17 protein-coding genes are annotated in these 20,262 nt (G+C 63.4%); 6 read left to right on the forward strand and 11 right to left on the reverse strand.

Annotation, left to right across the window (positions count from 1 at the left end; all coding sequences use genetic code 11):
- Nucleotides 1-99: 99 nt before the first annotated feature.
- A complete protein-coding gene (locus CDV44_RS23830; protein WP_058376433.1) occupies nt 100-789 on the reverse strand; it encodes an orotate phosphoribosyltransferase in 690 nt (229 codons plus the stop codon).
- Nucleotides 790-1,090: 301 nt separating this feature from the next.
- Here CDV44_RS23830 and CDV44_RS23835 point away from each other — a divergent pair, with 301 nt between their 5' ends.
- Both CDV44_RS23835 and CDV44_RS23840 read left to right on the forward strand, forming a co-directional pair.
- On the forward strand, nt 1,091-2,338 hold the full coding sequence (locus CDV44_RS23835) for an MFS transporter (RefSeq protein ID WP_087691143.1): 1,248 nt from the start codon (nt 1,091-1,093) through the stop codon (nt 2,336-2,338).
- A gap of 337 nt (nt 2,339-2,675) precedes the next feature.
- Nucleotides 2,676-4,961 (forward strand): NADP-dependent malic enzyme, encoded by a 2,286-nt coding sequence (locus CDV44_RS23840; RefSeq protein ID WP_058376431.1) that lies wholly within the window; start codon nt 2,676-2,678, stop codon nt 4,959-4,961.
- Between the two features lie 163 nt (nt 4,962-5,124).
- Here CDV44_RS23840 and CDV44_RS23845 read toward each other — a convergent pair whose 3' ends face one another.
- Entirely contained in the window at nt 5,125-8,691 is a 3,567-nt protein-coding gene (locus CDV44_RS23845; protein WP_087691145.1) for an indolepyruvate ferredoxin oxidoreductase family protein, read from the reverse strand.
- 609 nt (nt 8,692-9,300) lie between these two features.
- Here CDV44_RS23845 and CDV44_RS23850 point away from each other — a divergent pair.
- On the forward strand, nt 9,301-9,525 hold the full coding sequence (locus tag CDV44_RS23850; protein ID WP_058376429.1) for a hypothetical protein: 225 nt from the start codon (nt 9,301-9,303) through the stop codon (nt 9,523-9,525).
- A gap of 324 nt (nt 9,526-9,849) precedes the next feature.
- The gene (locus tag CDV44_RS23855; RefSeq protein WP_087691147.1) at nt 9,850-10,338 is read left to right on the forward strand and encodes an Lrp/AsnC family transcriptional regulator; all 489 of its coding nucleotides are present in this window, start codon (nt 9,850-9,852) and stop codon (nt 10,336-10,338) included.
- A 119-nt stretch (nt 10,339-10,457) separates the two neighbouring features.
- On the opposite strand, the gene CDV44_RS23860 is transcribed toward CDV44_RS23855, so the two are convergent.
- From CDV44_RS23860 to CDV44_RS23900, 9 genes are all read right to left on the reverse strand, one after another.
- Nucleotides 10,458-11,108, reverse strand: a complete 651-nt coding sequence (locus CDV44_RS23860) for a GNAT family N-acetyltransferase (protein WP_087691149.1) — start codon at nt 11,106-11,108, stop codon at nt 10,458-10,460.
- Nucleotides 11,109-11,357: 249 nt separating this feature from the next.
- Nucleotides 11,358-12,014, reverse strand: a complete 657-nt coding sequence (locus tag CDV44_RS23865) for a TetR/AcrR family transcriptional regulator (protein ID WP_087691151.1) — start codon at nt 12,012-12,014, stop codon at nt 11,358-11,360.
- A 9-nt stretch (nt 12,015-12,023) separates the two neighbouring features.
- Complete coding sequence (locus tag CDV44_RS23870) at nt 12,024-12,821, reverse strand: DUF1835 domain-containing protein (protein WP_087691152.1); 798 nt, start codon at nt 12,819-12,821, stop codon at nt 12,024-12,026.
- 171 nt (nt 12,822-12,992) lie between these two features.
- Nucleotides 12,993-14,081 (reverse strand): 1,2-phenylacetyl-CoA epoxidase subunit PaaE, encoded by a 1,089-nt coding sequence (paaE, locus tag CDV44_RS23875; protein ID WP_087691154.1) that lies wholly within the window; start codon nt 14,079-14,081, stop codon nt 12,993-12,995.
- Nucleotides 14,082-14,131: 50 nt separating this feature from the next.
- Nucleotides 14,132-14,731, reverse strand: coding sequence for a 1,2-phenylacetyl-CoA epoxidase subunit PaaD (paaD, locus tag CDV44_RS23880; protein ID WP_087691156.1), 600 nt, complete (start codon nt 14,729-14,731; stop codon nt 14,132-14,134).
- A gap of 19 nt (nt 14,732-14,750) precedes the next feature.
- Nucleotides 14,751-15,554 (reverse strand): 1,2-phenylacetyl-CoA epoxidase subunit PaaC, encoded by an 804-nt coding sequence (paaC, locus tag CDV44_RS23885; RefSeq protein WP_087691158.1) that lies wholly within the window; start codon nt 15,552-15,554, stop codon nt 14,751-14,753.
- 49 nt (nt 15,555-15,603) lie between these two features.
- Nucleotides 15,604-15,900, reverse strand: coding sequence for a 1,2-phenylacetyl-CoA epoxidase subunit PaaB (gene paaB / locus CDV44_RS23890; protein ID WP_058376422.1), 297 nt, complete (start codon nt 15,898-15,900; stop codon nt 15,604-15,606).
- 83 nt (nt 15,901-15,983) lie between these two features.
- Nucleotides 15,984-16,991: a 1,2-phenylacetyl-CoA epoxidase subunit PaaA gene (gene paaA, locus CDV44_RS23895; RefSeq protein WP_087691160.1), complete on the reverse strand. Its 1,008-nt coding sequence runs from the start codon at nt 16,989-16,991 to the stop codon at nt 15,984-15,986.
- Nucleotides 16,992-17,112: 121 nt separating this feature from the next.
- Nucleotides 17,113-17,985, reverse strand: a complete 873-nt coding sequence (locus tag CDV44_RS23900; protein WP_087691162.1) for a LysR substrate-binding domain-containing protein — start codon at nt 17,983-17,985, stop codon at nt 17,113-17,115.
- A 103-nt stretch (nt 17,986-18,088) separates the two neighbouring features.
- Here CDV44_RS23900 and CDV44_RS23905 point away from each other — a divergent pair, with 103 nt between their 5' ends.
- Together CDV44_RS23905 and CDV44_RS23910 are read left to right on the forward strand one after the other, a co-directional pair.
- Nucleotides 18,089-18,973, forward strand: a complete 885-nt coding sequence (locus tag CDV44_RS23905; protein ID WP_087691164.1) for a CoA ester lyase — start codon at nt 18,089-18,091, stop codon at nt 18,971-18,973.
- Nucleotides 18,974-18,978: 5 nt separating this feature from the next.
- Entirely contained in the window at nt 18,979-20,232 is a 1,254-nt protein-coding gene (locus CDV44_RS23910; protein WP_087691166.1) for a CaiB/BaiF CoA-transferase family protein, read from the forward strand.
- The last annotated feature ends 30 nt before the right edge of the window (nt 20,233-20,262 follow it).

The following is a 20,262-nucleotide window of genomic DNA, read 5'->3' on the forward strand; positions in this document are numbered from 1 at the left end:
TTCCCCTGGCAGATAACAAAACGGCCGACCCTGTTCGGGGCCGGCCGTCCTCGCCTCTCAAGCGAATACTACGGGCATTGCGGGCATTGCCACGGTCGCTCAGTCCTTCGGGAAGGACGTTGCGCCACCGTGTGCACCCGACCATTCGGCCGGTGCGTTCAGGAATTTCTCGACTTCATCCAGCGTCTTCGTGTCGAAGTGGTTCTGCTGCTTGGCCACGCGCAGCACGTCCCACCACGTCGCGAGCGAGTGCAGTTGCACGTCGATGTCCTTCAACACCTGACGGCTCTCTGGGAAGATGTCGTAGTGGAAGATCACGAACACGTGGTTCACGCTCGCACCGGCTTCGCGCAGCGCCTTGCAGAAGTTGATCTTGCTGCGGCCGTCGGTCGTCAGGTCTTCGACCAGCAGCACGCGCGAGCCTTCCGGCAGATCGCCTTCGATCTGGGCATTGCGGCCAAAACCCTTCGGTTTTTTGCGCACGTACTGCATCGGCAGCATCAGCTTGTCGGCGATCCAGGCAGCGAACGGAATGCCTGCGGTTTCCCCGCCGGCGACCGTGTCGAACTGTTCGCAGCCGACGTCTTCGATGAGCACGGCTTCTGCGAAGTCCATCAGCGTACGGCGCACGCGCGGGTACGAGATGAGCTTGCGGCAATCGGTGTAGACCGGGCTGGCCCAGCCCGAGGTGAAGATGTACGGCTTCTCAGCGTTGAAATGCACCGCGCCCACTTCGAGCAGGATTTTGGCGGTGATGTCGGAGATCGCCTGGCGGTCGATGCCAATCATGATGCGGATCCTTTGCATAGCTGCACGCCGTGCGGGCAGCAGGGGGAAATCAGGTTCAGCGCGACAGGTCGGCACGGCGGACCGGCGCTTAAACGCGAATTATGCCACAACATTCAGCAATCGAGCGGTCAATTATGCACGGAGCGTATATTTTCTCGCCGCCACATACGCCCGGAGTGACCGCACGGCGCATATGAAAAATCTGTCCCGATAGATGAGTCCAAAAAAAGAGACAGTTGCCGACGGTTTATGACAGGCATACACTCTCGCCGAATTTCATACGCTGGCCGGAGCCGCCAACATGTCCAACGATTCAACGTCATTCCCCGCCGCGAGCGCTGTGCCGGGCCACGCGCAAGACAACGGTTATGCCAACCGGGCCCTCTGGGCGTCGGCCGTCGGTTACGCGATGGACGGCTTCGACCTGCTGATTCTCGGCTTCATTCTTCCCGCGATTGCCGCTGACCTGTCGCTGACCAGCGCGCAGTCGGGCGCACTCGTGACGTGGACGCTCATCGGCGCCGTCGTGGGCGGTCTCGTCTTCGGCATGCTCTCCGATCGCTACGGCCGCGTGCGCGTGCTCTCGTGGACGATTCTGCTGTTCGCGGTCTTCACCGGGATGTGCGCGCTTGCCCAAGGCTATTGGGACCTGCTTGCGTATCGCACCATCGCCGGGATCGGTCTGGGCGGCGAGTTCGGCATCGGCATGGCGCTGGCCGCAGAAGCCTGCGCACCGGCACGGCGCGCCCGCGCATCGTCGTTCGTGGGGCTGGGCTGGCAAGCCGGGGTGCTCGCCGCCGCGTTGCTCACGCCGGTGCTGCTGCCGGTCATCGGCTGGCGCGGCATGTTCGCGGTCGGCCTGCTGCCGGCGGTGGTGTCGTTCATCATGCGCCGCACGCTGGGCGAGCCGGAGCTGTTCATCGCACAACAGAAGCAGCCGCGTGAACACGCGCCGCTCAAACTGCTGGTGAAGGACTGCGCGACCACGCGTGCGAGTCTCGGCGTGGCCATTCTCTGTTCCGTGCAGAACTTCGGCTATTACGGCCTGATGATCTGGATGCCGTCGTATCTGTCGAAGGCATTCGGTTATTCGCTTACCAAGTCGGCGATGTGGACGGCGGTGACCGTGCTCGGCATGGCGTTCGGCATCTGGCTGTTCGGCCGTCTGGCCGATCGCTTCGGCCGCCGCCCGACGTTCATCGGCTACCAGATCGGTGCGGTCGTGATGGTGTTCGTCTACGCGCAGTTGCAATCGCAGTTCGCGCTGCTGATCGGCGGAGCCGTGATGGGCATGTTCGTGAACGGGATGATCGGCGGCTATGGCGCACTGATCTCGGAGCTGTACCCGACGGCGGCGCGCGCTACGGCGCAGAACGTGCTGTTCAACATCGGCCGTGCCGTGGGCGGCTTCGGCCCGCTCGCGGTCGGCGCACTGGCCGCGGCGTACTCGTTCAAGATGGCGCTCGTGTTTCTCGCCAGCATTTACGTGCTCGACATCATTGCCACGCTGTTCCTGATTCCGGAGCGTCGCGGCGAGGCGCTCTCCTGATTCCCGATAATCGACACGCCCGCAGTGCCCGGTACGCCGTGAGAACGGGTTGCCGTGCACTGCCATCAAGCTTTTGGCGCAAGGTGTACACTTTGCGTCCTGCGGTGCGTCCGGCGCGCCGCAAGCCCTTGGTCTGACGCGCGCGAGCGCGGTATGCAAGACCCGGGGGAGCGGGGGCCATCACGCCGCCGCGCAGCGAAGAACACCGTCAGCGACAAAATCGCCGAATCCCTCCGGTTGGCTCTTCCCGCCGTGATCCGTCACAAGACTGCCGTGCCTGCGCGCTACCCTCGGGTGGCCGACGCCCGGCCGTCGCCCTGTATTTAGGTATCGAGATATGGACAAACCTGACTTGAAAGAAAGCGCTCTGGCGTACCACGAATTTCCCCGCCCGGGCAAAATCTCGGTGACGCCGACGAAGCCGCTGTCGAACCAGATCGATCTGTCGCTGGCTTACTCACCGGGTGTGGCCTACGCCTGCGAAGCGATCGCCGAAGACCCCCTCGCCGCCAACCGCTACACGTCGCGCAGCAACCTCGTCGGCGTGATTACCAACGGTACCGCCGTGCTGGGTCTGGGCAACATCGGCCCGCTCGCCGCCAAGCCGGTGATGGAAGGCAAGGGCTGCCTGTTCAAGAAGTTCGCCGGCATCGACGTGTTCGACATCGAACTCGCCGAACATGACCCGGACAAGCTCGTCGAAGCGATCGCCATGCTCGAGCCGACGCTCGGCGGCATCAACCTCGAAGACATCAAGGCGCCCGAGTGCTTCTACATCGAGAAGAAGCTGCGCGAGCGCATGAAGATCCCGGTCTTCCACGACGATCAGCACGGTACCGCCATCATCGCGTCGGCCGCTATCCTCAACGGCCTGAAGGTCGTGGGCAAGGACATCGGCAACGTGAAGCTGGTCTGCTCGGGCGCCGGCGCTGCCGCGATTGCCTGTCTGGACCTGCTGGTGAATCTGGGCCTGAAGAAAGAGAACATTCTGGTTCTCGACTCGAAGGGCGTGATTCACACCGGCCGCGACAAGCTCGACGAGAGCAAGGCGCGCTACGCCGTGGCGACCGAAGCCCGCACGCTGGCTGATGCGAGCAACGGTGCCGACGTGTTCCTCGGCTGCTCGACCGCAGGCGTGCTCACCGGCGACATGGTCAAGACCATGGGCCCGAGCCCGCTGATTCTTGCGCTCGCCAACCCCGAGCCGGAAATTCGCCCGGAAATCGCCAAGGCTGCCCGCCCGGATTGCATCGTGGCCACCGGCCGTTCGGACTATCCGAATCAGGTGAACAACGTGCTGTGCTTCCCGTTCATCTTCCGCGGCGCGCTCGACGTGGGCGCGACGACCATTACGGAAGAGATGAAGCTCGCCACCGTGCGTGCCATCGCCGAACTGGCGCAGGAAGAAGAGCAGAGCGAAGAAGTCGCGCGCGCCTATGAAGGCCAGTCGCTCGAATTCGGTCCGGAATACATCATTCCGAAGCCGTTCGATCCGCGTCTGATCATCAAGATCGCACCGGCCGTCGCGCAAGCCGCGATGGACTCGGGCGTGGCGACGCGTCCGATCAAGGACATGGACGCCTACCGCGAGCAACTCGGTGGCACGGTGTACCGCACGGGCTTCATCATGCGTCCGGTGTTTGCCGCCGCGCGTGCCCGTTTCGCCGCCGATACGGCTGCCCGCATCGTGTTCGCCGAAGGCGAAGACGAACGCGTACTGCGCGCTGCCCAGTTCGTGCTGGCCGAGCGCATCGCCAAGCCGATCATCATCGGCCGTCCGGCCGTGGTGGAAATGCGTCTGCAAAAGATCGGCTCGAAGCTCAAGCCGGGCGTCGACTTCGAGATCGTGAATCCGGAAGACGACGCGCGCTATCAGCGTTGCTGGCAGGAATACCACAACCTGGGCGCCCGTCACGGCGTGACCCCGGAAGTGGCGAAGGCGGCCATGCGCAAGGACAACACGCTGATCGGTTCGATCCTCGTGCATCTGGGCGAAGCCGACGGCATGATCTGCGGCATGATCGATACGTACCACCGTCACCTCGACGTGGTCGATCAGGTGCTGGGCCGTGCCGAAGGCGTGAGCAACTACGCCGCCATGAACCTGTTGATGCTTGAGAAGCGCAACCTGTTCATCAGCGATACGTACGTGAACGAGACGCCGACGTCGGAGCAACTCGCCGAGATGACGGTGCTCGCCGCCAAGGAAATCGAGCGCTTCGGTATCGCCCCGAAGGTGGCGCTGCTCTCGAACTCGAACTTCGGCAGCGTGAAGTCGGCATCGGCACAACGCATGGCGCGCGCCTGCGAACTGCTCGCTGCCCGCGCACCGTCGCTGGAAGTGGACGGCGAAATGCACGGCGACGCCGCGCTGTCGGAATCGGTGCGTCGTGCCGCCTACCCGGCCTCGCGTCTGTCGGGCGAAGCCAACCTGCTGGTCATGCCGAACGTGGAAGCGGCCAACATCACGTACAACCTGCTCAAGATGACGGGCGGTGAGGGCGTGACGGTCGGTCCGTTCCTGCTCGGCTGCGCCAAGCCGGTTCACATCCTGACGCCGGCCGCCACCGTGCGCCGCATCATCAACATGACCGCCGTGGCTGCTGCCAACGTGGTTCGTTGATGATCTGACGGACACGCCGCCGGGTTGGTCCGGTGCGCGCGTCGGTCAGTGCAGGAAGTGCAGGATAAAAAAATCCCGCCAGTCGCTTGCGCGCTGGCGGGATTTTTCATGCGGCTTCTGATGCAGGTGATGCTATCGGCTCAGGCTCAGGCTAAACGGACTTTCAGGCCGCAACGCGATGCGCATTGCCATCGCGGAACTGCGTGAGCAGCTTCGTCCACTTGATGCGGGTGGCCGCGAGGTTCTGGTCCTTCACGTGGCCATAACCGCGAATCTCTTGCGGCAGTTCAGCCAATTGCACGGCCAGTGAGGTGTTGCGCTCGTTCAGGTGCGAGATCAGTTCGTTCACCAGTGCCTCGTACTCACCAATCAGTGCACGCTCGGTGCGACGCTCTTCCGTGCGGCCGAAGATGTCGAACGCGCCGCCGCGCAGGCCCTTGAACTTTGCCAGCACGCCGAATGCTTTCATCATCCACGGGCCGTAGGACTGCTTGATCAGATGCCCCTTGTCGTCGTGCTTGGCGAGCGACGGCGGCGCCAGGTGGAAGTGCACCGAGAAGTCGCCTTCGAACTGCTCGTTCAGCTTCTTCATGAAAGCCGGGTCGGTGTACAGGCGCGCCACTTCGTACTCGTCCTTGTAGGCCATGAGTTTGTACAGCGCGCGGGCAACTGCCTCAGTCAGCGGCATTTGCGAAGCGCCGTTGTCGATGGCCGACTCGGCAGTGCGCACGCGATCGACCGTCTGCTTGAAGCGCTCGGCATACGCACGATCCTGATACGCCACCAGTTGGTCGTAGCGGCGTTGAATCAGCGCGTCGAGCGCCTTGGGCGAGTGCAGCGTGATCAGCTTGCCGCCGGCGGCTGACGACTCCGGCGTTTCCCCCTGCTGGGCGAGCTTGCGCACGCTGGCGAGATCGTGCGCGGCACGGCGTCCCCATTCGAACGCCTGCTTGTTCTTCTCGATCGACACGCCGTTGAGTTCGATGGCGCGCGTGAGTGCAGCGTACGAGAGCGGTACCCAGCCCTTCTGCCACGCGAAGCCCAGCACGAACGGGTTGGTGTAGATCGTGTCGCCGAGCAGACGCAGCGCGAGGTGATTCGCATCGACGAAATCGACGTTGTCACCGGCGGCGGCGCGGATGTCGTTCTCCGTGCTCGATCCCGGGAAACGCCAGTTCGGGTTGCGGATGAAGTCGGCCGTCGGCGTGTGGGCGCTGTTCACCACGATGTTCGTCACACCGTGCTGCACGCGCGAGAGCGTGTCGTCACCTGCCGTGGTGATCGCGTCGCAACCGATCACCACGCGCGCGTCGCCCATGGCGATGCGCGTGGCGTGGATGTCGTCCGGTTGCAGCGCGATCTGTACGTGGCTCGTCACCGCGCCACCCTTTTGCGCCAAGCCGGTCACGTCGAGCGTGGTGACACCCTTGTTTTCCAGATGCGCCGCCATACCGAGCAGGCCGCCGATGGTCACGACACCCGTGCCACCCACGCCCGTGACAAGAATGCCGTACGGACGCGTGATTTGCGGGAGTGCGGGTTCGGGCAGCGGCGGCAGACCTTCGTTATCGACCTTGGCCGTCTTGGGCTTGCGCAGCTGACCGCCTTCCACCGTCACGAAGCTCGGGCAGAAGCCGTTCAGGCACGAGAAGTCCTTGTTGCAGGTCGACTGGTTGATCTGGCGCTTCGTGCCGAATTCCGTTTCGAGCGGCTCGACCGACAGGCAGTTCGACTTCACCGAGCAATCGCCGCAGCCTTCGCAGACCGCCTCGTTGATCACGACACGCTTGGCCGGGTCGGGATACGCACCGCGTTTGCGGCGGCGGCGCTTCTCGGTGGCACACGTCTGGTCGTAGACGAGGATCGTCGTGCCCTTCACCAGCCGCAGTTCGCGCTGCACGCGATCGAGTTCGCTGCGATGGTAGATGGGCACATCGCCAACGAGCTTCACACCCTCGTACTTCTCGGGCTCATCGGTCACGATGACAATCTTCTCGGCGCCTTCGGCAGCCACCTGCGCCACGATCTGCGGCACGCTCAACGTGCCGTCGACCGGCTGGCCGCCCGTCATCGCGACGGCGTCGTTGTAGAGAATCTTGTAGGTGATGTTGACCTTCGACGAGATCGCCGCGCGAATCGCGAGCAAGCCCGAGTGGAAGTAGGTGCCGTCGCCCAGATTCGCGAAGATGTGTTCGTCGCACGAGAATGGCGCCTGACCGATCCAAGGCACGCCTTCGCCGCCCATCTGCGAGAAGGTGTCGGTCTTGCGGTCCATCCACACGGTCATGTAGTGACAGCCGATGCCTGCGATGGCGCGCGAGCCTTCCGGCACGTTCGTCGAGGTGTTGTGCGGGCAACCCGAGCAGAACCACGGCTTGCGCTCAGCAGCCACGCGCGGCTTGGCGAGCGCTTGCTCCTTGGCTTCGATGACCTTGAGGCGCGTGTTGATGCGATCGCGCACGTCGCTCGGCAATTCGAATTTTTCCAGACGCGTGGCAATCGCCTTCGCGATCAGTGCGGGCGAGAGTTCGTAGTGCGCCGGCAGCAGCCAGTTGGCCATCGGCACCGACCATTCGCCGCCGGCACCATCCTTCTCGTCGAACTTGCCGTAGACGCGCGGGCGTACGTCGTCGCGCCAGTTGTACAGCTCTTCCTTGATCTGATATTCGAGGATCTGACGCTTTTCCTCGACCACGAGAATTTCCTGCAAGCCTTGTGCAAACGCGCGCGCACCCTGCGCTTCGAGCGGCCACACACAACCCACTTTGTAGAGACGAATGCCGATGCGCTGGCACGTGGCTTCATCAAGCCCCAGATCGGCGAGCGCCTGACACACGTCGAGATACGCCTTGCCGCCGGTCATGATGCCGAAACGCGCGTTGTCGGAATCGATCGTCACGCGGTCGAGCTTGTTGGCGCGCACGTAGGCGAGGGCGGCGTACCACTTGTGGTCGATCATCCGCGCTTCCTGCACCAGCGGCGGGTCGGGCCAGCGGATGTTCAGGCCGTCGGGCGGCATGATGAAGTCGTTCGGCAGGCGGATGTCGACGTTGTGCGGATCGATCATCACCGAGGCCGACGATTCGACCACATCCGTCACGCACTTCATCGCGACCCACAGACCCGAGTAGCGGCTCATGGCCCAGCCATGCAGACCGTAGTCGAGATACTCCTGCACGTTCGACGGATACAGCACGGGGATACCGGCTGCCTTGAAGACGTGTTCGGACTGGTGCGCGAGCGTGGAGGATTTGGCCGCGTGGTCGTCGCCGGCGAGGACCAGTACGCCACCGTGCTTTGACGAGCCTGCCGAGTTGCCGTGTTTGAGTACGTCCATGGAGCGGTCGACGCCGGGCCCCTTGCCGTACCACATGGAAAACACGCCATCGAACTTGGCGGGATACAGATTGACTTGTTGAGAGCCCCAGACCGCGGTGGCCGCGAGGTCTTCGTTCAGACCGGGCTGAAAGACGATGTTATGGCCGGCGAGGTGCTGCTTGGCCTTCCATAGCGACAGATCCAGACCGCCGAGCGGCGAGCCGCGATAGCCCGAAATATAACCGGCGGTGTTGAGCCCGGCGGCCGCATCGCGGGCCTGCTGCAACATCGGTAGTCGGACCAGGGCTTGAATGCCGCTCATGTAAGCGCGACCGCGCTCGAGCGTGTATTTGTCGTCGAGCGTGACCGACTCCAGCGCGGCCAGCAAGCTCGGATTGACGGGGGCGTTCATGGGGTGTGCTCCTCACTCTCACTGATTTTGGGATCGCCAAAACTTCCTGCCCCCCCGCTCTCGTGAAGCAGGACGGCGGTGGTGACACAGGCCTCTCTAATGTCCCACGGGTGAACGATGTCACTCCGTGAGCGGGGCCTTTTTTCGTGATGCTGTTACCAGTCGCAACTATGTTAGCACCGGCGTCATGGCGTCGCCCGATGGGCATGATGCCCGCGCAGCGACGTTGTTCCGGTGTCAGCCGAGTTGTCGATCGAGGGCAGTATAGCGAGGATTCTGACGTTTACGTAAACGTCATATAGCTGGCGTAAACCCTCCCTTTGCGCCCACGTGCATCATCCCAATATGGGGTGGCAGATGCGGCATCGTGACGCGTGGTGTTTTTCGGATTCCGCAGCAAAATGGCGGGATTGTGTCGCGATTATGTCGGCAAAGGTACGCTTGTCGGTGGTTTCTGACACGCGGGTAACAACGTGTAACGCCTGTCGGCGATCGGGAACGGGCAGGGCAGAATGCACACTAAGTTGCGTTACCCGACAGATGGAAAACGACATTGCGTTTAAGAAGTACGCAAGGAAGCACCCAAGCAACACGAAAGAAGGAGTCACTGTGAATCAACGAAACATCGCCAAATTCCTGCTGGTTTCCGCTTCGTTTCTGACCCTGGAAGTGAGCGTCGCACGTGCCGATGAACTGGCACGCGACAAGGCGGCCGAACCTACCCCCGTTACCGTGGCTGTCACGCCGCCGCTGCGCACCACGCAGCAGCCGCAACGGTACGAAGGCCCGCTCGACCAGCGCACGATCGATCCGCGAGAATTTCAGCGCCGTTAAGCCGTCGCCGGCGAAACGGCAAACGGGGCAGGCTGTTCCGACGTGAGCGCATAAGGCGCTGCGAAGCCGGACCCCAGACACACCACGAGTGCGTCACCCTCGAGTGACGCCGCCCAACACCACAGGGCGCCGACCGATGAGGCTGGCGCCTTTTTTATTGGGGTCGATCGGGGTGTTTTCGCGGCGCGGCGAATGCGATTCCCTGAAGTCTTGCCCTGAACTGTCTTGTAATGTCTTGTAATCGGGTAAACAGGGTGATGACTTTATGATTTTCGTATTTTGACGCAATATCATTGCTTATAAATATCAAAATCAGGGGGAGATGTGCCAAAACTCGAATTGGATAAGATCGACCGCCGGATTCTCGGATTGCTGCAAAGCAATGGCCGATTATCCAACCTCGAAATCGCCGAGCAGGTACGGCTCTCGCCGAGCCCTTGCCTGCGTCGCATCCGGCGTCTGGAAGAGGCCGGCGTCATTCGCGGCTACGTTGCCCTGCTGGAACCCACACGGCTGGGGCTCGGCCTGCTGGCGTACGTCAACGTGCGGCTCGACAAGCGGCATCCCGGCGATGCGCAGGGCGGCACGGTCAACGAACACTTCCGCGATGTGGTCGACACCTGGCCGGAGGTCGTCGGTTGCTATGCGATGGCCGGCGACATGGACTATCTGCTGCGCGTGCACGTCGGTGACATGACGCACTTTTCGCGGTTCATGCAAAAGCAGTTGCTCATGCATCCCAGTGTGGTCGATGTGAAGACCAGCTTCGTACTCGATCAGCTCAAAGAAACGACGGCGCTACCGCTGCCCTGATCCGTGTTGTGACAGCAGGATGCCCAGCGATTCGTCATTCTGACGGGACAAAAAAGAAACCGGCCAATTTGGCCGGTTTTTTGTTTTGCCGTGCTGCGGGTCTGTGACCACGAGGCGAATCAGGCGGCGTTCGGCAGGATGGCACCGAGCAGGCGTCGCGCGTTACGCACCTGACGCTTGATCGCGTAATCGAAGGCGGCGACCTGATCCTGCATCATTTCCGACAGCATCGACTGCGTGTCGGCGGGCGGCAGGCTGAGGTAACCGTCGGCTTCGCCATAGGCGTAGTTGATTTCCATGCCGGCCTTCTTCGCGATGCGCATCATGCGGGCATTGCGCGACAGGCAGTGCATGTAGAGCGTATCGACGCGCTTGTTGCGGCAGTGGATGGAGGCACGTTCGAACAGACGCGAGCCGATGCCACGGCCACGGGCCGATTCCAGCACCGAGACGCCGAATTCGGCGACACGGCCGTTCTTGCCTTCGGGGAGTTGTGCCACGTGGGCGACCGCGACCAGTGCCAGATTGTCGTCGTAGACGCCGAGCAGGCTGTCACGCGAGAAGTCGAGGCTGGCGACGTAGCGGGTAATCACGTCGTCGGTGACGGCCTGACCGAAACGCAGCAGGCGGTCTTCTTCGCCCAGCGCCAGAAAGTGGCGTTGCAGGCGGTGGATGTCGCCCGACGTCAGCTCACGAATCAGCACGCTCGACCGCTCGTTGGCGGCAACCGTCGCGCGGGCGACGTCGGGCGTGTGGTTCGGGGCAGTCATGGCGTATTCCTTGGTGTTCTTTCGAGCGTGCACTGAATTGTGCGGCGCAAAAGAATTATAGCCGAACGGCTAGGTAAAAACCCTAGGAAATAAAAGTGCGCCGTGGAGGGAAACGTCTAAGTACCTGAAGAATGGCGTGTTTTCTCGATAGTTCGAGTCAGGCCATCAAGGGAAGGGTTGTTGCGAAGCAACAAGAAAGGGCGATATTCGCCCTTTCTGTCGTAAGTGTTCGCTCACTTTGGATGAGGATCAGACCTGTGCAGTGCCTGACGGGGTGGCGACCGTCGTGTCGGCCGTCTCGGGGAGCGGCTGGGCGAGTCCGTGTTCGAGCACACCGATCACTTCGTCGGCGAAGTCGCGGTAGCGCATGCGCCCGCCCGGCTTGAGCCACGTGAACGTCCAGTTGATCATGCCGAACAGCATCATCGTGAGCGCCGTCTGATTGGGCTTGCCCACGCGCTCGGGGAACGCACGCGAGAGCTGACGGGAGAACGCGCCGACCACATCGCGCTGGCGGTTGAGCACCACTTCGCGCTGTTCGTCGTTGAGGAATTTGACGTCGTTGAGCAGCGCGATGTGGCGCGTCTGCGAGGTTTCGTACTCGTCCAGAAACGCCCGGATCAGTTCATGAAACGTTTCGCGCTCGGAGAGCCCGCGCCGCTGGCCAAGGGCTTCGACTTCCGTGACGATCAGCATCAGCCGCTGCGTGTAGCGGTCGAGCAGGTCGAACAGGATGGCGTCCTTGCTGGCGTAGTAGTGATAGAGACGGGCTTTCGACGTGCCGCAGGCGGCGGCCAGTTCCGACATCGACGTGCTGGGATAGCTCGCGCGGGCAAAGGCCTCGGCGGCGACATCGAGAATCTGTTCGCGCTGCGACTCGTGGTCGGGCGCCTTGGTACGTGCCATAAACGGGGGTTACTCCAGTCGTAGATCGCACGCTGCGGGCACGGTGGTGTCGCCGCGCAACGCGAGCCGGCCCGCCGCACCGAGTTCGCGGCAGCGCCAGAGCAGAAAACTGTCGGTCGCGAAAAAACCTTCGACGCGCGGCATCATTTCACCGAGAAACGCGGCCATCGGCATCCACGTCACCGGCGCCCGATCGAGAATCTGATCGTCGATCTCGGCAAACGTCGCACCTTCGAAGGTGTTGTGCACCCAGCGGCGCACTTGGGTATTCACTTGCTTGAGCGCCCGCCATTCCAGTGACAGCCGGCCGATCCGCAGCAGCGAAATCGGGGCGATACGGGCGAAGCGCTCGGCCAGCACTTCCGGGGCATACATGCCGACGCTGGTGCGGCGATTGGCATCCTGCGCCGTCGCCGTCTGGGCAGACGGGGCCAGATCGGTGGCGCGCAGCACGATTTCGTTCAGCCGCGCCGGGGTGTTGCGCAGCATGAACGCCACGCGCCGCAGCGTGAGCTGATCGGACGCACTGTCGCCGTGCCAGCAAACCACCGCGTTGTCGCCTTCGACCAACCGTTGCAGCGATGCCAGTTCCTCGCGCAACTCACCCGCATAATCGCGGCCGGCGGAGGGGACGACACGTTGCCAGAAGGCGGCGCGTTGCCGCTCGTTCTCGTCGATTTCGCGCAACGGGCCAACGGCCAGATCGTCACGCAAGACAAGGACAGGGTCGGCGCGAAGCGCTTGCGCCATCGCCGCGCGTAACTGCTGCGCGGCGACATCGCCACAGACGACATGGATGGTATTCATGCCGGTAGTTTACGGTATTCCCGGTACCTCGGGTTGACGCTCCCGTAATGCCGGGAATAATCGACGCATTGGCACCATTTCAAGGCAAATTCCGTTGCGATGCCGTAGCGATCGGGAGCGTTCGCACCGGGCGGCAACAGAATTCACCGCCCCGCGCGCCCAACGGCGGGCTTAGCGCTCGTCGTAGCTGACCACCACGCGTTCCGTCAACGGACGTGCCTGGCACGTCAGCACGAAACCTTGTTCGACTTCGTAATCTTCCAGCGTGTAGTTCTTTTCCATCGCCACTTCGCCTTCGAGCACCTTGGCGCGGCACGTGCAGCACACGCCGCCCTTGCAGGCGTACGGCAGCGACAGCCCGGCCGCCAGACCCGTGTCGAGAATGCTCTGGCCTTCGTACGGCTGGCGCAGACGGCGTTCCTTGCCGTCCATCACGACGACCAGTTCGGCCATCGGCGTGTCGTCGGTGATCACCACCGATTTCACCGGGGCTTGCGACGTGGGCACGCCGAAGCGCTCGACGTGGATCTTTTCCTTCGCGACGCCAGCGGCGGCCAGCGCGGCTTCGGCGGCATCCATCATCGGGCCCGGGCCGCAGATGAACGCTTCGTCGATGCTCGACGGCGGGATCAGCGTTTCAAGAAACGCCGAGCACTTGTCCTGATTGAGCAGGCCGTTGAACAACTCGACTTCCTGCGCTTCGTCCGAGAGCACGTGATACAGGCGCAGACGGCCCAGATACGTGTTCTTCAGATCTTCCAGTGCTTCTGCGAACATGATGGCCGGCACCGAGCGGTTGCCGTACACGAGCGTGAACTGGCTGTTCGGCTCCGAGGCCAGCGTCGTCTTGATGAGCGCGAGCATCGGCGTAATGCCCGAGCCACCGGCAAAGCCGACGTAATGCTTGGCATGCTCAGGCGACAGACGCGTGAAGAAGCGGCCATCCGGCGTCATCACGTCGATCTGCTGGCCCGGCTTCAACTGGTCGTTGGCGAAGTTCGAGAACTTGCCGCCCGGCACGCGCTTGATACCCACGCGCAATTCACCGGTCGCCTCGTAGTCGGGCACACCCACGCAAATCGAGTACGAGCGGCGAGCTTCCTCGCCTTCGATCAGCGTCTTGAGCGTGAGGAACTGGCCTTGCGTGAAACGGTAGGCGTCGCGCAGGGCTTCCGGCACGGTGAACGCGATCGAAATGGCGTCGGCGGTCTCGGGACGGATTTCGCGAATGGTCAGCGAATGGAATTGCGGGGTCGTCATCGTGGGCTTCCTTGCCGCCGGCACCCGCCGGTCGGGATCAATCGGATCAATCAATAGGGCTTGAAGTAGTCGAACGGCTCGCGGCACGTGCGGCAACGGTAATGCGCCTTGCACGCGGTCGAGCCGAACGCCGATACCACTTCCGTGTCGCTCGAACCGCAATGCGGGCACGGCACGCCGTCTTTCGGGCGGCCGTAGAACGTGATCTTGCGCGGCGCGTCGGCGGCCACCGCATGCGCGCCCGTAGGCGGCGCAATGCCGTAGCCGCGCAGCTTCTCGCGGGCCTCCGGGCTGATCCAGTCGGTGGTCCATGCGGGCGCCAGCACGGTCTTGATGTGCCACGGGCCGAGGCCCGCGCGCGTCATCGCGGCGTCGATGTCTTCGGCGATCTGCTGCATGGCCGGACACCCCGAGTACGTCGGCGTAATCACGATCTCGAACGACGTCACGTCATCCGCGTTCTGCACCACGCGCACGTCGCGCAGAATGCCGAGTTCGCGAATCGACACGACCGGAATCTCGGGATCGGGTACCGATTCGAGCGTCTGCCACGCGAGCGGCAGCGAAGCATCCGATGCCGGCGTCAGCACGTCGGGTGCGACGGGCGGGGTGAGCGGCAGATTCATGATCGTGTCGAGGTGCGTGTGCATGGTGGGCGTCGCACAACCGTTACCAGCTCGCGCCGGGATGCTGACGCGCAATGACCTGCATCTCGCCGAGCAGATAGCTCATGTGCTCGGAGTGATGGCCGAACTTGCCCGTGCTCTCGAACGCGCCGGCAGCCGGTGCGTTGAGCGTGGCTTCGTCGAGCGCGTCGGTCACGACGGCCTGCCATGCATCCTTCAGGTCGGACATGGTCACGCCCGTGCCGGCAGCGGCAGCGGCGTCTTCGAGCGCATCGCGCTTGAAGATTTCGTTCATGTACGGCATCAGGTAGTCGAGGGCGGCTTGCGCGCGACGGTGCGACTCTTCGGTGCCGTCGCCAAAACGTACCAGCCAGTCGCGGGCGTGATGCAGGTGGTAATGCGCTTCCTTGACCGACTTCGCGGCGATGGCGGCGAGTTCGGCGTCGCTCGATTGCGCGAGCGCTTGCCAGACTTCGACCATCAGGGCCGAGTACAGGAAGTTGCGCACGATCGTCACGGCGTAGTCGCGCTCGGCGGCCGAGGTGCCGGCGGTCGGGCCGAAATGCGGCAGTTCGACGAGCGTCCAGTTGCGGAACGCAAATTCATCGCGCCAGAAGGCGTAGTCGTCTTCCTGCTTGGTGAGGCCGGTGAGTTCGGTTTCGAGCTTGGCGGCGTGTTGATAGAGCATGCGTGCCTGGCCGATCAGATCGAGGCTCAGGTTGGTGAGCGCGATGTCTTCTTCGAGCACGGGGCCGTGACCGCACCATTCCGCGTTGCGCTGACCGAGGATCAGGGCGTTGTCGGCAAGGCGCAGCAGATAGGACAGGTGTTCCTGCGTCGGTTTCATGTTCTGGTGTCTCGCTCGGGGCGCGCCGTGACAGACGGCGCGCAGCCACTTACATGTGGTTCACTTCTTCCGGCAACTGATAGAAGGTCGGGTGGCGGTAGATCTTGTCGGCGGCCGGGTCGAACAGTTCGGCCTTGTCTTCCGGTGCCGAAGCCGTGATGGCGGCCGAGGGCACGACCCAGAGGCTCACGCCTTCCTGGCGGCGCGTGTACACGTCGCGCGCCATGCGCAGCGCCATTTCGGCGTCGGCGGCGTGCAGGCTGCCGCTGTGCTTGTGTTCGAGGCCCATCTTGCTGCGCACGAACACTTCCCAGAGGGGCCATTCCTTGTTGCTTGCTTGCGTCATGATCGTTCCTGTGCGGGGCGTCCCGCGTGTCTGTGAGGTTGCCGCTGGCGCATGTGACTGGCCGGGCGGCTTATTCAGCGGGTTCAGGCCGCCTGTTTTTCAGCGCGCTGACGTTGCTTCGCCGCATGGGCGAGGGCAGCGTCGCGCACCCAGGCGCCGTTGTCGTGAGCGGCCACGCGGGTGCCCACACGTTCCTTGTTGCACGGGCCTTCGCCGTTCACGACACGCCAGAATTCCGACCAGTCGATCTCGCCGTAGTCGTGGGCCTTGCGGTCTTCATTCCACTTCAGATCCGGATCGGGGAAGGTCACGCCGAGCACGCGGGCCTGTTCGATGGCGGCGTCGACAAACTTCTGACGCAGGTCGTCGTTCGAAATGCGCTTGATGCCCCACTTCATGGTCTGCGCGCTGTGAATCGATTCCTTGTCGCTCGGGCCGAACATCATCAACACCGGCCACCACCAGCGGTTGACGGCTTCCTGCACCATGTCGCGCTGAGCCTGCGTGCCGTTCATCATCGAGAGCAGGGCGTCGAAGCCCTGACGCTGATGGAACGACTCTTCCTTGCAGACGCGAATCATCGCGCGTGCATACGGGCCGTACGAGCAGCGGCACAGCGGCACCTGGTTCATGATGGCGGCGCCATCGACCAGCCAGCCGATCACGCCGACGTCGGCCCACGTGAGCGTGGGGTAATTGAAGATGCTGGAGTACTTGGCCTTGCCCGAGTGCAGCGCGTCGATCATCTGGTCGCGCGACGTGCCGAGGGTTTCAGCGGCGGAATAAAGATAGAGACCGTGGCCGGCTTCGTCTTGCACCTTGGCCAGCAGGATCGCTTTGCGCTTGAGGCTGGGTGCGCGCGAAATCCAGTTGCCTTCCGGCAGCATGCCGACGACTTCCGAGTGCGCGTGCTGCGAAATCTGGCGCACGAGCGTCTTGCGGTACTCGACGGGCATGTAGTCCTGCGGCTCGATCTTCTGATCGGCGGCCATGCGCGCGTCGAAGCGGGCTTGTTGCTGCTGCTCCGTCTCGCTCAGGGTGCGCACGCCCTTGGGGCTGTTGCCGGCCAGATCGATGGCTTGCGTATACATAGAGGAAGGCCTCCGCGGCATATGGGGATATGGAACGCATTATAAACCGACCGGCCGGTCGGTCAATAAATGTTTTCCATGAGACGGCGGGGGCGATTGAGGAGGGGTGTTCGCGCCCTGATTACGCCTCGATCACCTCGGCCGCACAGGCCATCAACCCCTTGATCAGCCGTGCCCGGGGCGACGCCCGGTGCCACAGCAGGCCGAAACGACGGCGCTCGACGGGGGCTGGCAGCGGCAGACGCACGATATTCAGGCCGCTCGTGAGCGGCGAGACGATATCGGGCACAAGCGACACCCCCAGCCGGCGGTCCACCATCATGGCGATCGCCATCAGCGAATTCAGCTCGAACAATTCATTCGGCACAATCTTCGCCGCGCGCAGGTACTGGTCGGCCTGTTTGCCGCCGCCCAGCGACCGGTCATAGCGAATGAACGGCTCGCGCCGCAGCAACGCATGGGGGTCTTCATCCGCCAGATACGACGGCGCCAGCACCACGATCGGCTCCTCGCGCAGCAAGTGCCAGTCGTACGCCTTGGGCAGCGCAAACGGTGGATGCAGGCAGATCGCGACGTCCAGATCGCCACGTTGCAGGGTCTCGTACAACTCCATCGACGTGCCCGCACGAATCAACACCTTGGCTTGCGGAAACGCCGTCGAGAAGTTCGCGAGCACGTCGGGCAGCAAACTGAGCAGCGCCGTCGTGATGGTGCCGATCCGAAGTTCGCCAGAGGGTTCGTCGGTCAGCGCCACGGCTTTAAGCTCGGCGGCCTCGCGCACCAGCGCGCGCGCTTTCTCAATCACCCGATGTCCGGCCTCGGTCGGAATGACCGTGCGCCCCGCGCGCACCAGCAACGGCACCCCGAGTTCGCGCTCGAGCGCCTGCACCTGTTGGGCGATGGCCGCAGGCGTCACCCCGATGCGGCGCGCGGCCTCGGCCATCGAGCCACTGTCGACCACGAGCAGAAGATTGGCAAGAAAGGCGGTATCCATGACGATAGATTTTCTATGCTTTTAAGATAGGTGTAGATAGTTTATCTAAAGCAAGGTGCCACTTAGACTCATTTCCAGTCAGAAGAAAGCAAGGACTGGAGACATGAGAAGCAAACTCTTCGTGCCCGCATCGCGGCCGGAGCTCTTCGCCAAGGCGCTCGCCAGCGCGGCCGACGCCCTGTCGTTCGATCTGGAAGATTCCGTCGCCCCCGAGCGCAAGCACGACGCGCGCAACACCTTGCGTGACTGGCTGCGTACGCGGGGTCCCGCCCACGCCGACAAGCAACTGATCGTGCGCGTGAACCCGCTCGATACCGCGTACTTCGGCGACGACATCGATGCCGTCGTGCAGAACGGCGTCGCACTGATCAATCTGCCCAAGCCCGAACGCGCCGACGACGTGCTTGCCGCCGCCGAGCGTATCGAGCAGGCCGAGCGTGCCAACGGCGTCACGACGCCCGTACGTCTGCTGCTGAATATCGAATCGCCGCAAGCGCTGCGCCGCGCCGCCGAACTCGCAACGGCGCATCCGCGCGTGGCCGGGTTGCAACTGGGCCTCGGCGATCTGTTCGAACCATTGGGTGTGGCACGTCGCGAAACCGCCGCGATCTCGCAGGCCATGTTCGCGCTGCGCATGGCCGCCGGTGAGGCGGGCGTTTTTGCCTACGACTCCGCCTTCGCCAACATCAAGGACGAAGCGGGCTTTCGGGCCGAAGCGCAGCTCGCAAAAGCGATGGGTTTCCTCGGCAAGAGCTGCATCCATCCGAGCCAGATTGCGCTCGCCAACGACGTATTCCGTCCTTCCGATGAAGAGATCGCTCATGCCGTGCGCGTGGTCGATGCTGCACGCACTGCGGCGCGCGATGGCGTCGGCGCTTATGTCGTCGACGGAAAAATGATCGATGTGCCGTTCGTCGAGCGCGCCCGCGCGCTGGTGAGCAATGCCCGCCGCATGGGCCTGCTGCGCGACGAGCAACCGGTGACCTGACGGCTATGAAACGAGATTCCCTGTTGTCTTCCGCCGTCACCCAAGACGCGCCGGCTGCCACCGCGGCCGGTCCGCTCGACGGCGTCCGCGTGCTCGATCTGAGTGCCTACATCGCGGGCCCCTACGGCTGCACGTTGCTCGCCGATCAGGGGGCGGAAGTCATCAAGATCGAACCGCCCACGGGCGACAACCTGCGCAAATACCCGTCGACGCTTGCCAGCGAGAGCCGCGCGTTTCTGGGCGTCAATCGCGGCAAGCGCGGGTTGGTGCTCGACCTCAAGCAACCGGACGCGCTTGCCGTGCTGCGCCGTCTGGTCGAATCGGCCGACGTGCTCGTCCACAACTTCCGCCCGAGCGTGCCCGCCCGGCTGGGCATCGCGTACGAACAACTGCGCGAAGTGAACCCGCGCCTGATTTATTGCGCGGTGACCGGCTACGGCGAGACAGGCCCGAGCAAGGACAAGGCCGGCTACGACCAGGTGCTGCAAACCATGACGGGCATGTGCGCCATGCAGGGCAAGGCCGACGGTCCGCCCGAAATTCTCTACGGCTCGGTGGTCGACTACTATGCGGCGTCGCTGGTGGCGGCGGGCGTGTCGTCGGCGCTGTTCGCCCGCGAGCGCACCGGTCAGGGGCAGTACGTGGGCGTGTCGTTGCTGCGCAGCGCGCTGGCGATGCAGTCCGCCCGCATGATCTGGGCCGATGACGAACCGCGCGACGTCGGTCGCGACATGCGTTCCGGCGGCATTACCGGCATCCATCCCACGCGCGACGGCTATCTGTATATCTCCGCCAACACACCGCACTTCTGGCAGGCGCTGTGTGAAAAGACGGGCATGGCTGCACTCGCCGCCGACGAGCGCTACGATTCCGTGCGCAAGCGCGCGCAGCATCGCGACGAGATCGTGCCGCAGTTGCATGTCGCGTTGCAGGCGCATGGCGCGCGCGAGTGGGAGGTGATCTTTGGCGACGCCGTGCCGTGCGCCGCCGCGCGTCGCATCGAAGACATGTTCGACGACCCGCAGGTCGACGCCGAAGCGATGGTGCAGCACTACACCTATGCCGGGACGAACGGTGCTCTGGGTTATCGCGGTTTCCGGCAGCCGATCCGGTTCGGCGCAGGCGCCAGCGACAACAGCAACGCGCCGGTATCGCGCGCCGCACCCGCCTTCGGCCAGCATTCCGATGAAGTGCTGCGCGATCTCGGCCTGACGGACACCGACATCGCCGCGCTGCGTAAGACAGAGGCGGTGCAGTAAGCGAATCCCCCCGCGCGCGACAGGCGATCG

It is taken from the genome of Pandoraea sp. PE-S2R-1 (assembly GCF_002179865.1).
Lineage (GTDB): Bacteria > Pseudomonadota > Gammaproteobacteria > Burkholderiales > Burkholderiaceae > Pandoraea.